This window comes from Anabaena sp. CCY 9613, assembly GCF_963920895.1.
In the GTDB taxonomy this organism is placed as follows: Bacteria; Cyanobacteriota; Cyanobacteriia; order Cyanobacteriales; family Nostocaceae; genus Cyanocohniella.
Window position 1 is genome coordinate 305,869 of sequence record NZ_CAWUDE010000001.1, and the last position, 13,227, is coordinate 319,095.

At 41.6% G+C, this 13,227-nt stretch carries 12 protein-coding genes; 6 read left to right on the top strand and 6 right to left on the bottom strand.

Translation table 11 applies throughout. The features are described 5' to 3' along the window. The first annotated feature begins 46 nt into the window (after positions 1-46). The 3 genes from ACM0OT_RS01290 to ACM0OT_RS01300 all read left to right on the top strand — a co-directional run bounded on the left by ACM0OT_RS01290 (position 47) and on the right by ACM0OT_RS01300 (position 3,461). The gene (locus ACM0OT_RS01290; RefSeq protein WP_414562036.1) at positions 47-1,534 is read left to right on the top strand and encodes a hypothetical protein; all 1,488 of its coding nucleotides are present in this window, start codon (positions 47-49) and stop codon (positions 1,532-1,534) included. Positions 1,535-1,714: 180 nt separating this feature from the next. Next, complete coding sequence (locus tag ACM0OT_RS01295; RefSeq protein WP_414562037.1) at positions 1,715-3,085, top strand: S-layer homology domain-containing protein; 1,371 nt, start codon at positions 1,715-1,717, stop codon at positions 3,083-3,085. 226 nt (positions 3,086-3,311) lie between these two features. Next, positions 3,312-3,461 (top strand): hypothetical protein, encoded by a 150-nt coding sequence (locus tag ACM0OT_RS01300; protein ID WP_414562240.1) that lies wholly within the window; start codon positions 3,312-3,314, stop codon positions 3,459-3,461. Here ACM0OT_RS01300 and ACM0OT_RS01305 read toward each other — a convergent pair. Next, the gene (locus tag ACM0OT_RS01305; RefSeq protein ID WP_414562039.1) at positions 3,403-4,206 is read right to left on the bottom strand and encodes a class II aldolase/adducin family protein; all 804 of its coding nucleotides are present in this window, start codon (positions 4,204-4,206) and stop codon (positions 3,403-3,405) included. The genes ACM0OT_RS01300 and ACM0OT_RS01305 overlap by 59 nt on opposite strands. Positions 4,207-4,223: 17 nt before the next feature. On the opposite strand from ACM0OT_RS01305, the gene ACM0OT_RS01310 reads away from it, so the two are divergent. Further along, entirely contained in the window at positions 4,224-5,270 is a 1,047-nt protein-coding gene (locus tag ACM0OT_RS01310) for a M42 family metallopeptidase (protein WP_414562040.1), read from the top strand. Between the two features lie 177 nt (positions 5,271-5,447). On the opposite strand, the gene ACM0OT_RS01315 is transcribed toward ACM0OT_RS01310, so the two are convergent. The 4 genes from ACM0OT_RS01315 to ACM0OT_RS01330 are packed head-to-tail and all read right to left on the bottom strand — an operon-like array spanning position 5,448 to position 10,640. Next, entirely contained in the window at positions 5,448-5,597 is a 150-nt protein-coding gene (locus ACM0OT_RS01315; protein ID WP_414562257.1) for a hypothetical protein, read from the bottom strand. A 1-nt stretch (position 5,598) separates the two neighbouring features. After that, positions 5,599-7,923, bottom strand: coding sequence for a PAS domain S-box protein (locus ACM0OT_RS01320; RefSeq protein ID WP_414562042.1), 2,325 nt, complete (start codon positions 7,921-7,923; stop codon positions 5,599-5,601). A 2-nt stretch (positions 7,924-7,925) separates the two neighbouring features. Next, entirely contained in the window at positions 7,926-8,381 is a 456-nt protein-coding gene (locus ACM0OT_RS01325; RefSeq protein WP_414562044.1) for a response regulator, read from the bottom strand. Next, complete coding sequence (locus ACM0OT_RS01330) at positions 8,382-10,640, bottom strand: ATP-binding protein (RefSeq protein ID WP_414562046.1); 2,259 nt, start codon at positions 10,638-10,640, stop codon at positions 8,382-8,384. 470 nt (positions 10,641-11,110) lie between these two features. On the opposite strand from ACM0OT_RS01330, the gene ACM0OT_RS01335 reads away from it, so the two are divergent. After that, positions 11,111-11,563 carry a response regulator gene (locus ACM0OT_RS01335; RefSeq protein WP_414562048.1) on the top strand — a complete coding sequence of 151 codons (453 nt, stop codon included), beginning with the start codon at positions 11,111-11,113 and terminating at the stop codon, positions 11,561-11,563. Between the two features lie 8 nt (positions 11,564-11,571). Here the strand turns inward: ACM0OT_RS01335 and ACM0OT_RS01340 are convergent, their stop codons facing one another. Continuing rightward, the gene (locus tag ACM0OT_RS01340; protein ID WP_414562049.1) at positions 11,572-12,474 is read right to left on the bottom strand and encodes a cation diffusion facilitator family transporter; all 903 of its coding nucleotides are present in this window, start codon (positions 12,472-12,474) and stop codon (positions 11,572-11,574) included. Between the two features lie 366 nt (positions 12,475-12,840). Between ACM0OT_RS01340 and ACM0OT_RS01345 the strand changes: the two genes are divergently transcribed. After that, entirely contained in the window at positions 12,841-13,191 is a 351-nt protein-coding gene (locus tag ACM0OT_RS01345) for a hypothetical protein (protein WP_414562051.1), read from the top strand. Positions 13,192-13,227: the final 36 nt, after the last annotated feature.

The window sequence follows — 13,227 nt, forward strand, 5'->3', positions numbered from 1 at the left end:
ATCTATTTTAGATTTTTCATACTCCTATCTGATCGGCATTTTTGATATGAGACACATCTTTTTCAGCCTTTTGCTTCCTTTTTTGCTGGTTTCTGTTGCCAGAAACGTGCTGGCCGCTGAATATCAGTCTTCATCTACCCAACATCATCATCTTACATTTGAGCCATCAAATGAAAAATTTTATACTGAAGCTGGGCGACTGGTGCAGCGACAGATAGATTTGATTGCCCGTATTGAGCAAGCACTAACTAACCCAGATGCTAATCGGATGCGAGCTGTGGGAGGGCAATTAACGGTTCAAGTCAAGACTGTAGAAAATTTTCTCCACCGTCAACATAAAAACTCGCACACTTTGTGTAGCAATCAAGCAGATTTAGCGAGAAACTTAGTCTCCTTACCTGACCAGTTGACTGAATCCCAAGCTCAAATTTACTGCTCTTTGTATGCTTCTAGCCAGGAATTATTAAAACTTACCCCAGTGCTAGATCGATTGTTATCTCGACGTGGTGAATTAGCTTTAGTCAGACAGCTACCCCTAGTGACCGGTGAGCATCAATCAGACCCTGTGCTTTCTATGGCACCAATGCAGTATCCTCATCTGAGAAAGCTAGCCACACCTTTCTCTACCTGGGAACCGAAGCCGCCGACAGCAGCATCTGCACCTTTACCAGTAATTGGTAGGACGGCGAAAACAGCCATAGCTAATTATGTACCGCCTGTACAACCTGCCATCGCTGCACCTGAATCATCTTTGACTACTCTGGCTACTGCCAAGCAAATCTTGACAGCAACACAAACTTCATTTCCCCCAGAAATCCGTTTTACAGATCCTTGGGAAAATGCTACTATCCTTGATCGTTTTGCCTACGACCTCGATCCCCAAGAGTCGCAAACTTACGCGAAGTTTTTGGAGTTGCCCCGTACTGGTATTTTCCGTGTACTACAGTCTTCAGCTTACCGACGGCCGCTGAATACTCTCCGGAATAGACTGCAACCCAGCGTTAATGAACGCTATCCTTTCCCCTCTTTAGGTGATGCTCAAAAGAGATTTAATCCTAGTTTAGCACTTCAGGTGCAGGGAGAACGCTTTCAATTAAGGCATCCAGGAGTAGATTACAGTTTCATGGTGGATTTAGGTGATGTCCCCTTAGAAAAGTTAGATGGCAAACTGCAAACCATAGACTCACCCATGAGAGAATTTTTGCTCAACTACCAACCTCCCCAAAAGTTAGATGCTTTACAACTAGATAGAAGGAGGTTTTTGAGCGGCAAAGACCAGAACTGGCAGCAAAATCAGACGATTTTAGCCCATGCCCCAGCTAAATTAAATCATACTTATGTGGTGCGATCGCTTCAATTTCAGATACCGGAGAAGATGTTAAATGGTCAACCAATTTCCCAAGACCAATTACAACAAGTACACAGCAGTGACATCATCCTGGCATTTCGACCAGTGCGCCGCCGTAGGGATGGTAGTTATACTGTACTCTGGCGAGTATTAAATCAGTTACCCACACCACAAATAGAACAATAGAAACAATTAAAAACTCTAAAACATCGTAAATTTAATTAGTTTCGCTGTTCTTCAACAATTTTTATTGCCGCTGACACCTGAATGTCTCCGGGCTATAAGCCAAGATTTTATTTGTTGACTTTACCCTAGTTGTCACTGTCTACGCTAGGGTAGGAATTGAGATGTGATTTGTGATTTACTGTGCTTTTGCGTAAACGTCCAGCCGTCTTAATGAGTTTGGCTGTCTTAATGACCGCATTAACAGCCTGTGGTAACAGTCCCACCGCCAGAAATCTGGAACAGTCTTTGGCACCAGATCCCCTGCTTAAAAATAATCCAAGTTTATTTGGCGCTGTGCAGGATAATGAACCACAAACAGGGGAGAATCAAGCCACCGCTGATTTACCGGCTGACTTTCCCTCAGCAATTCCCTTATATCCTCATGCCCAACTACAAGAAGTAACATCTGCGAGTGGATCAGAAGAAAAAGTGGAGACTCGCTGGCTAAGTTCTGACCCCAGTAATTTTATTACTAGTTTTTATAGTGAGCAGTTTCAAAAAAATGACTGGCAAATTTTACAACAGCCAACAGATGAAGTAGATGCCTTTGAAGCACGTCGCCAAGATTTACAGGTAAAGGTGACTATTCAGCCACAATCAGTAACTAATCCCCAACCCAATCAACCACAAACAGCCACTGCATTACTCATTGAGTACACACCTAAGACGACGACAGCCGCACAACCCACTCCCAAGACAAATCCTCAAGGCGATAATCCTAATGTTCTCGGCCCGGTGCTACCTGATAACTCGACGACACAGCCAAGCGACACATCTACTAGCCAAACAACTGTTACACCAAAATCTCAGGAATTTAATGATTTAAACAAAGCACCCCAAGAACTGCGACAATATATCCAAGATTTAGCAGCTTTAGGTGTTTTGTCTGTAGAGTCTCAGGCAGTTAAGAACAACTCTAATGATGCCACAACCAACTCATTTGAACCCAATAAAAACATTACTCGTCGCGAATATGCCCGTTGGCTAGTTGCTGCTAACAATGCCATGTATGCGAATAATCCAGCTAAACAAATTCGCCCAGCATCAGCAAGCGCTCAACCAAGTTTTAGTGATGTATCACCGACAGATAGAGATTTCTCTGTAATTCAAGGTTTAGCCGAAACCGGTTTAATCCCCAGTCCTTTGTCTGGAGATTCCACCGCAGTTTTATTTCGTCCTGATGCACCACTGACACGGGAGCAGTTGATTCTTTGGAAAGTTCCTTTAGATATTCGCCAAGCTTTACCTACTGCCAATTTAGAAACAGTTAACCAAACTTGGGGTTTCCAAGATACAGGAAAAATTGACCCCAAGGCATTACGTGCAGTGCTGGCTGATTTCCAAAATGGCGAACAATCGAATATTCGGCGAGTGTTTGGCTATACAACTTTGTTCCAACCTAAAAAACCAGTGTCTCGCGCTGAAGCTGCTGCGGTTTTGGGGTATTTTGGCACTTTAGGTGAGGGGATATCTGCTGCTGAAGTTTTGAATGTCAGGCGATCGCAGAACTGAGGTTAATGCGGCTAATCCACCTCTATTCAGGTAGGGTAGGCTATTTGTCTACCCTAGACTAAATTTTTGGCATTGTCACTTTACGAATCCTTCAGAAAAAACCTGTACATAATGAAGTTCAGGTAATTTAGCGAAAATCCCAACATTTTCAATCAGAGTACATCCCACAACACGCGCTCATAGCCTAGTAGCAGATGCAGCATTGTTGGCACTTGAGTCTAAATCTGTGCCGGAACCTGGGGCTGTATTGGGGATGTTGGCCTTTGGTGCTTTAGGAGCAGCAGGTGTCCTCAAGCGCCAACCAAAAAAATCAGCTTTTACTCAAGCAAGTCCGGTTCTTGTCGGACAATCATCTCATACAATGGTTGAAAACTAAACCAACCCAAATTATGTGACCCTACCTGAGCGTGCGCTAAACTTGCATACTCAGGTTTAATTGGGCTAGGTTTACCAGCAGCCTCAGCTAGTAATTGGGCTTGACAAGAACGCTCCATTGTCATAAACCACCAAGCAGCCTCATCAATTGAATGACCAACTGTAAGTAAACCATGATTTTTCAAGATAATGGCTTTATGACCACCTAAGGTCTGAGCAATACGTTGACCTTCTTGTAGTTCCAATACCACACCTGTATAGTCATTAAACAGGCTATGGTCTTGGTAAAAAGCACAGGCATCTTGGGTAAGGGGATCGAGGAGACGACCGAGAGTAGACCAGCTTTTACCATATATTGAATGGGCATGAGCTGCTGCTACTACGTCGGGACGAGCTGCATGAACTTGGGAATGAATAGCAAAGGCTGCTTGATTAACTGGATAATTGCCTTCAATCACTTCACCTTGCTGATTAACTAAAATTAGGTCACTAACTTTAATTAAACCAAAGTGCATCCCCAAAGGGTTAACCCAAAAATATTCAGTGTGTTCTGGATCGCGTGCAGTAATATGACCGGCAATACCTTCATCAAACCCATACCGCGAAAATAAACGCAATGCTGCGGCTAGTCGCTGTTTACGATGTAGGCGTTCTTCTTCAATACAAGCAAAAGTTGGGAGTTGGGGAGTCTTCGGCTTTTCTTGGGAGATAACTTGCATATTGCTTTGGGAATTTGTCTTTTTCATTAAAAATCTTGATATCGATGTGGGATTATCAACAGTTATTTCAAATCATTACAGAATTAGTGATGCACCATTCTCCGAGTGGTGTCGAAACAGAAATTAACCAATTTTTGATGCAGCGATTTGCCGCCATAGGTGTGGAAGTATGGTGCGATCGCGCTGATAATATTATTGCGAAAATTCCGGGTAAAAACCCAGAAAGAGCGATCGCTATCACTGCACATAAAGATGAAATTGGGGCGATGGTCAAAACTGTCGGTGATGCGGGTCGTGTGGAAGTCCGAAAACTAGGCGGTTCATACCCCTGGATTTACGGTGAAGGTGTTGTGGATTTACTAGGAGACAATGAAACTATCAGCGGTATTCTCAGTTTTGGTTCCCGCCATGTCTCCCACGAATCTCCTCAAAAAGTGCAACAGGAAGATACCACTGTTAAATGGGAAAATGCTTGGATTGAAACGAAACTCACGGCGGCTGAATTAGAAGTAGCTGGTGTTCGACCAGGAACTAGAATGGTAATTGGTAAGCATCGCAAGCATCCCATCAGGTTAAAAGATCACATTGCCAGTTATACATTAGACAATAAAGCTTCTGTGGCTATTTTGTTAGCTTTGGCTCAAACTTTAAAGCAGCCAGTAGTTGATATTTATTTGGTAGCCTCAGCCAAGGAAGAAGTAGGAGCAATTGGGGCGCTATTTTTTACCCAAAACCAGCAGTTAGATGCTTTAATCGCTTTAGAAATTTGTCCTTTGTCTGACGAATACCCTGTAAAAGATGGCGAAAGTCCGGTGATTTTGGTTCAGGATGCATATGGTATATATGATGAAACCTTAAATGGGCAACTGCGCCATAGCGCCAAGCAACTGGAAATGCCGATACAACTGACCACGTTAAGTGGCTTTGGTAGCGATGCTTCCATTGCTATGAAATTTGGTCATGTCGGTCGCGCTGCTTGTTTAGCATTTCCCACACAAAATACGCATGGTTATGAAATTGCTCATTTAGGTGCGATCGCTAATTGCATCGCGTTGTTAAAGACTTTTTGCGAAACGTACTTTGAAGAGTAAATTACCCACTCAGATGTACAGTAACTAATTGTCTGTCGTCGTGACAAATTAGGTTTACTGAGAAAAAGATACTGGGAATGGCTGCGAAAACTAAAGCAGTAAGTAACGCAAATTACCTGTGAATACAGTATTTTTACAGTTATTTATCGCTTAGTTGTATCGCGGTCAGCAGGAACGTTATTTAGGGTTGGTGCGGGAATATTTAAACAAGACGCACCAAGAAGCGGGGACTATAATGACTTCCTTGTTGGCTTCTACCTTACCCAAGGGTGATAATAATTCTTCTAAAAATTGCTTGGCGAATTGATCGTGAGGTTTGCGGGTCATATTAAACAATATGCAAAGGCAACTTGATGGTAAATGTAGATCCTTGTTGTTCGCCTTTGCTGGCTGCGTGAATTGTCCCCCCATGCAGTTCTACTAAATGACGGGCGATCGCTAAACCTAGTCCTAATCCACCTTGTCTGTATGTACAATCTGCTTGATGATACCGTTCAAAAATATAAGGCAGAAACTCAGGACTGATGCCGATACCAGTGTCACTTACGGTGATTTGAGCATATGTGTTAGTTGTCAGGGGGTTTTCTGGGACATTGATGATTGATAAGCAAATTGTCACCCGTCCCCCAGAGGGCGTGAATTTAATAGCGTTGGCAAGTAAATTACCTAAAACTTGTAACAAACGATTGACGTCACCCATAATGGGTGGAATATGTTCATCAATTACAGACTCTAAATGAATGTTTTGAGCATTGGCGCAGGGGTAAGCAGTTTCTACCGCTGCTTTGACAAGGCTCACCAAATTGACTGAGGTGAGTTCTAACTGTAACTTACCCCGCAAAATCCGGGACATATTCAACAAGTCTTCTAAGAGTTTTGCCTGAGACTGGGCGTTGCGTTCGATGGTTTCTAGAGCAACGTTTATGGTATCTGGATCTAATTGTCGAGTTCGCAACATTTGGGCCCAACCCAGAATTGCATTTAGAGGCGATCGCAGATCATGAGATACCATGGCCACAAATTCATCTTTGGTTTGGTTGGCTTTTTCAGCTGTCGCACGGGCAATTTGTTCGAGTTGCAAGAGTCGATCCCGTTCGGCTTCTAATTGCTTGCGATCGTTTATATCTGTGCCGGTGCCAAACCACTTAATGATTTTTCCCTGTTCATCTTTGATGGGTACACTTCTGACTAAATGCCAACAATAACTGCCATCACGTTTTTGATAGCGTATTTCTTGTGTATAAGTTTTTCCTGCCGACAAGGCTTGTGTCCATTGCTCCATGACTGACGGCAATTCGTCTGGATGGATAACTTTTGTCCAACCAAACCCTTTTGTTTCTTCAAGTGTTTGCCCAGTCAATTCATCCCATTGTTGATTGACATGTTCACATTCCCCTTGAGTATTGCAAATCCAAACAAGTTGTGGTATGACGTTGGATAAATAACGGTAGCGTTCTTCGCTTTGGCGCAAAGCCGTTTCCGCACATTTGCGTTGGGTTAAGTCGAGAACAAAGCAGACGCTATAACCATCCTCTTGTCTGCCATCAATTAAAGCAATTCCTAATAAAATCGGTACACGAGTCCCATCTTTGCGAAAATACTCCTTTTCAAAGGGGGTGCAAACGCCAGATATTTGCAGTTCTTGCATTTTTTGCCGGTCAAGGTCATAGTATTCTGGCGGTGTCATGCCATCCCAGTGGATGTTTCCTGCTTCTAATTCTGTACGGGTGTAGCCAAACATGTCTAAAAAAGCATCATTGGCTTCATAAATCTGACCGCTAAAGTTACCAAAATATACGCCTACTATATTGGATTCCACAATGCGGCGGAACTTATTTTCACTTTTGTGTAATTCTGCTTCTGCGCGTTTTTTTGCAGTTACATCTCGCCAGGAAGCAACGAAGCCATCTTCCATTTTAGTAATGCGAATATCAATGGCTCTAGCTGATTGCTGCTGACTATTCAAGGCAGTGTAAATTAGTGATTCTTTAACTAAAGGTTGACTTGTTTCTACCACTTGGCAACACTGAGCAAACAAGCCACTTTCATGTAAATTAGGTAAAACATTACACAGGTATTTGCCCTGTAGTTCCTCATAACCTGTCTGACAAAATTCACAAGCTGCGGCATTCATATAATCCACACGAAAGTGCAGGATTTGACCTGTATGATCACGCACCGCTGAGAAAATACCAAAGCAGTCTAGCATATTCTCCACAGAGGTACGAAAACGTTCCTCACTGCGTTGCAATTCCTGACTTAACTGAGCATTTTTAATGGCTGAATGCAGAGTTGAACGCAAATGTTTACCAGTAGTTTGTCCTTTAACTAAATAATCTTGGACACCACTCTTCATCGCCTGTACAGCCAAGGCTTCGTTACCATAGCCAGTTAACATAATCACTGCTGGCATGGCTGTTTTTAACTGCTGTTTTAATTCTGCTAAAAATTCCAAACCATCCAAGTCTGGTAGCAAAAAATCCAATAAAATGGCATCGGGAGGAAATTGCTGACACAATGTTAAAGCTCCTTCTCCCGATTCTTCTTCGAGAATTGTGTAGCTGTGTTCCTGGTCTTGCAGCAGATAGCGATGATAAACCTGGCGGTCTTCAGGACAATCATCGACAATTAAAACAGTCAGCGGTTGTGCCATAACTACTTGCTAACAGCATCAGGGAGTATTACTATATCTAACCAATAAGTGATGAAGCTTTGAATTGTATGAACTAATCTATTAATATCGATTGGTTTAAGCATATAACTAGCAACGCAATATCGGTAACAAATTTCGATATCTTTAGGGTTAGAAGAAGTAGTAAAGACAACTACGGGGATATGTTGTAAATCTTCATCTTGCTTGATTTGTTCTAAAATTTCTCTGCCATCGGTTCCAGGTAAATTCAAATCGAGTAAAATAATTGAGGGACGGGGAGCTTTTTGCCTATCTTTGTAAGACCCGTTATGGTAAAGAAAGTCCAGTGCTTCGTCGCCATCGCTACAGCGAAAAATGGGATTGACAACCGCTTGTTTTTTCATCACTCGACACAGCGCTTCAAAGTCTTCGTCACTATCTTCAATTACCAGCAAAGTTCGGGTAGGATTACCAATCATTTAGTCCACTCCCTGTAACGTGAAATAGAATGTACTACCTTCACCGTAGGTTGACTCTACCCAAATTTTACCGCCATGTCGTTCCACAATTTTTTTGGCGATGGTTAATCCTGCCCCAGTACCACCACCATATTTGCTGGGCCCATGCAGTCGTTTGAAGATCCGGAAAATTGAGTCAAAATGCTTTTCTTTAATACCAATGCCATTGTCTCGCACGTAGAATGTGATTGGTGCTAAGGACTCATTGATATAGCCTATTTCAATGATTTTTTCGGCTTTATCGTTGTATTTAATCGAGTTAGCAATCAAATTGTTAAAGACTTCGCCCACCTGGACGCGATCGCAATACACTGTTGGTAGCGGCCGCGGAATCTGAATCTCTACTTGCATCTGTTCAATGCGGGCGCTCAATAAGTCTAAACTGCGATGGACTAGATGATTCAGGTCTGTTTGCTGCATGGAAAGGTCTACCCTACCTAAGCGGGAAAAATGCAGCAGTGAATCGATTAAATCTTCCATGCGCTGGGTAAGACGAATCAATGTTTGTAATTTGGTCTTACCTTCTGCGTTGAGAGTGTCGCCGTAATCTTCAATCAGGAAGTTAGAGTAATTATGAATCCCGCGCAGTGGTTCTTTCAAGTCATGAGAAGCAATGTAGGCAAAAGCATCTAATTCGTGGTTACTGCGTTCTAGTTCAATATTTAGCTGTGCTAGTTCATCTGCTTTTCGCAACACTATGCCGATAATTGCGCTTCTTAATTCCAGGGCTGCATTCAGTTCATAAGGTTTCCAAGGCAGTGATTTTAATAATACTGTTTCTTTCCATAATTCAAAGGATTTGCGGGGAGATAAACGCACACTACCATTAGATTTTACTTCTACAGGTTTATGGGGATTTCCGCCCCAATCGACAGTTCTTACTACTTCTGGTCGAAACCACAAAACATAGTTTTTTTGACTTTTGGAGATGGAAAGTGCCATTAAACCGCTAGCAACATCCCGCAATTTTTCTGCCTCTGGGTAAATTTGTGATAGTGAATCAGTACAGAAAATTTCTTCATGTAGGTTTTGATTGATCCATTCCACTAAATCTTGAATATCCTGTTGTTCAGGAGTACTACCAATTGTAAAATAGTTGCCATTAAAACAAATCGCTGCTCCTTGAGCATTGACCAGATTTAGTATATTTGGTTGATTGTTAATTAAACCGTCAATGAAGTTATTTTCTGATGACATGTACTCCACTAATTTGGAATGATCAGATTTTACCTGTATTTTTGCTTCCACGTCTTCACTATCTTCTTTTGCCGCCATTTCTAAAGATGTCATGTGACCTAAAAATTCACAGGCATTACGAATTTCATAAGGAATATATTTAGGTGTTTGATGATGACAAGCAATTAATCCCCACAGTTTTCTGTCTTTCATAATGGAAATTGACATGGATGCCGTCACGCCCATATTGTGCATGTATTCAACATGTAAAGGTGACACACTCCGCAAGACTGACCTGCTTAAATCCAGGGGTTGGTCGGTCACAGGATTATTTGTGGGTACAATTGCCGCAGGCTGATAGTGAGCATTTGGTATCAGTCTGAGCCAGTTTTGGCTATAGAGTTTTCTCGCTTGTGTGGGAATATCGGACGCAGGGTAATGTAACCCTAAATAAGCCGTGAGATATTCTGGCTTTTCTTCGGCAATCACTGTCCCATGCCAATTTTCATCAAAGCGATACAGCATTACCCGGTCAAAGCCAGTAATTTTCTGCACTTCTTTCACAAGTATTTGACTAATTTCGGCTAAATTAGATGCAGACTGTAGCTTGGACATAGCCATTTTTATTAAATGGTAAAACTTAAAAAAAGTATTACTTTTTTCTGAGTTTGTTGGTTCTAATTCTAAAATTAAAATCTCGGCAGAACGGTGGAGAATACCATCACAATGTACTAATTTATGATTGTGATTTATGGTAAATTCAATAGGGTTGACAATTGGTAAATCATCTTGAGATAAAGAATCTTTTAATAAATTAATTTGGTCTGCTTCCAGCAAACAGCTTAAATTTTTATTTAGTAAATCTTCGGGGTTTAAACCAAATAATTCCCAGGTATTGTTACTAATTTGTAAAATAGTTAAATCTGCTTCTTGTAGTGCTAAAAGAACTCCATGAGGCTGAATATAACCAGGAATATGAATTGGCTCTCTATTACAGTTGCTCAGATCAACTTGGAAAGGGATGGTAATATCATTACTACTCATAGTTAAGTCCTATAAATTACCAGTAGCCTTGACACTGGCTCTAATGTGTTGATTTAGTTGTCGGGTTTAATTTTTGAAATTCCCAATTCCCCTTATGGTCGCATAGTCCCCCATTCCAGCATAACTATAGTACAAACATAATTAATCACATCTATACTATTGATTCGTGAGTGCCTACTTGCATGGTTCACAATTGATTTGAAATTGCTGTATTTTCGCGTAAATATCTATTTACAGTAGTATGAAAAAAGTTAACAAAAAATTAAGCTAAGTAACGATATCACAAAATTTATTAAAAGTAGCTTCTAATACAGAAAAATTGATTTGGGCATATTTGCGTGAGCAAGTTCCCCCAATATCTGTTATTGGGCTGATTCCAAGAAATCATTGATGGTAAAAAAAACACGCGATCGCAGTAAAATTGCCATTGGCAGGGTGTGTATGACAAAACCAGCTGATCGTTAGCAACAATGATTACTTTCCCAACCAAAATGGAAGAAGTTACACAAGATCCTTTACTTCTGGCTGGCTTACGCATTCTCGTAGCAGATGATGATGAAGATAGCCGCTTTTACATCACCACTGTCTTAGAAGGCGATGGAGCTATAGTGAATACAGTGACATCAGCAACCGAGGCTCTAGACCTGCTACCTGAATGGCAACCAGATGTTTTTATCTGTGATATTGCGATGCCTGAGGAAGATGGCTATAGTCTGATTCGCAAAGTGCGCGCGTTAAAACCAGACCACGTTGGACAAGTTTTAGCAGTTGCTTTAACTGCCTATGCCGATAGTGAGGATCGCATCCGTGCCTTAGAGGCTGGCTTTCAGATTCATGTGGCTAAACCCATTGACCCAGGAACATTAGTTGAGACTATCGCTCACTTGATGGACACTAGCAATCCTCATCACCGCAAATCGTAATGGTGCTGCTAATTTGCACCAGATTCAAAGCTAATTTTCTCGGACTGGTATGTTGGTGGCTCGACATGAATTAAAATCCTGGCGGGACTGAAACGTTGTTTTAGTCGGCTTTCTACTTCTTCGGTAATAGAATGAGCAGTTTCTACATCTGGTGCATTAACGATTAAATGCATTTCAATGAAAACTTGGCGGCCCACAACACCCCGGGAGGCGATGTCATGACAATTAATCACACCAGGAACAGCAATAGCGATGGCATGAATCCTTTCTGGTGCGATGGCCATTTGATCTACAAGCCAAGGTAAATTGCTTTTTAACACTGACCAACCACTCCAAAACACTAACAAAGCCACAGGAAAAGCTAACACTACATCCAGCCATTGATAACCTAGCCAAACCCCTATCAAACCGCTAATAACAGTGATGGTTACCCAAACATCGCTCATGGTGTGTGTAGCATCGGCCAACAAAATGGCGCTACCGACACGCTTACCTACAGCACGTTCATAAAACGCCACAAAAATATTTACACCCAAGACAAACAGCAATAACCACAACTCCACTGGGGATATGTTCACAGGTTCACTACCCTGAATAATCCGCTCGATGGCTCCTTGGAAAATTTGCCAGCAGGCGATGGCCAAAAAGGCCGCAATTCCCAAAGCTCCCACAGCTTCAAATTTTTGGTGTCCATAAGGATGTTCACGATCTGGGTGGGGGGAAGAATATTTACTAGCAATTAACCCTAAAACGTTGTTGGCGCCATCGGTCACACTATGCAAGGCATCAGCTAACAAGCTTAAAGAACCTGTCACATAACCCAAAAATCCTTTCAATGCGATCACCAACAGGTTAAGGAATAGGGTGATTATTAAAACTTTTCTGACTTCAGTACGGTTGTCATAAGTCATAGAGCATTTAACATTAGTTTCTATGACTTCTAATGTAAAACTTAAAACTCAGAATAAGTGTATCAAAGTCTTACGCAGTCGGGATTATATCTCTCTGTAGGCTCTAGTTTTTTCCTAGTTTTAGTGAGATAATTTGTAATTAATATTTTCTCTAACCCTCATATTAGGTAGGCGATCGCCATACCAATCACAGCATATTATTATCATTAACACCAGTAATTTTTGGTATGAAGTTTTTTTTGTAAGTTCACACCACCATGTCAAAAAATTTCAGTCATGCAGGAAACCTAGATACTTTACAAATCGAATAGGAGTCCTCTATTCCGGTAACATAGGTAATTATCAATCAGTCTTCACAAATAACTCATGTCTTCAACTCCTCTGACACTGAATCTGGTTGAAGGTTCTGTCTCCTTCAGTTTTTCACCCCAGGCAGCACGGGAATTAAAGGCAGCAACCGATCAATTAATAGTGCGGCTCAAAGCAGTTGCTACTAAACAGACTCCCACTGGTAAAGCTACCCCCCAACCCCCTCTAGAGTATCGTTACACTGGTGACGTTTTTTTAGAAGTATTCTGTAATCCCAATATTTGGCCTACTCCCTTTGCCGCTAAAGTCCTACTGACTATCCGCGATGTTAACATTCGCTTAACTACAGAAGCTGAACTCACCCGAATGATTGAAGATGTCAACCAGTATTTAGAACAAGTAGGGTAATTGGGGATGAGGAATTTATTCTTTACTGAGATTTGA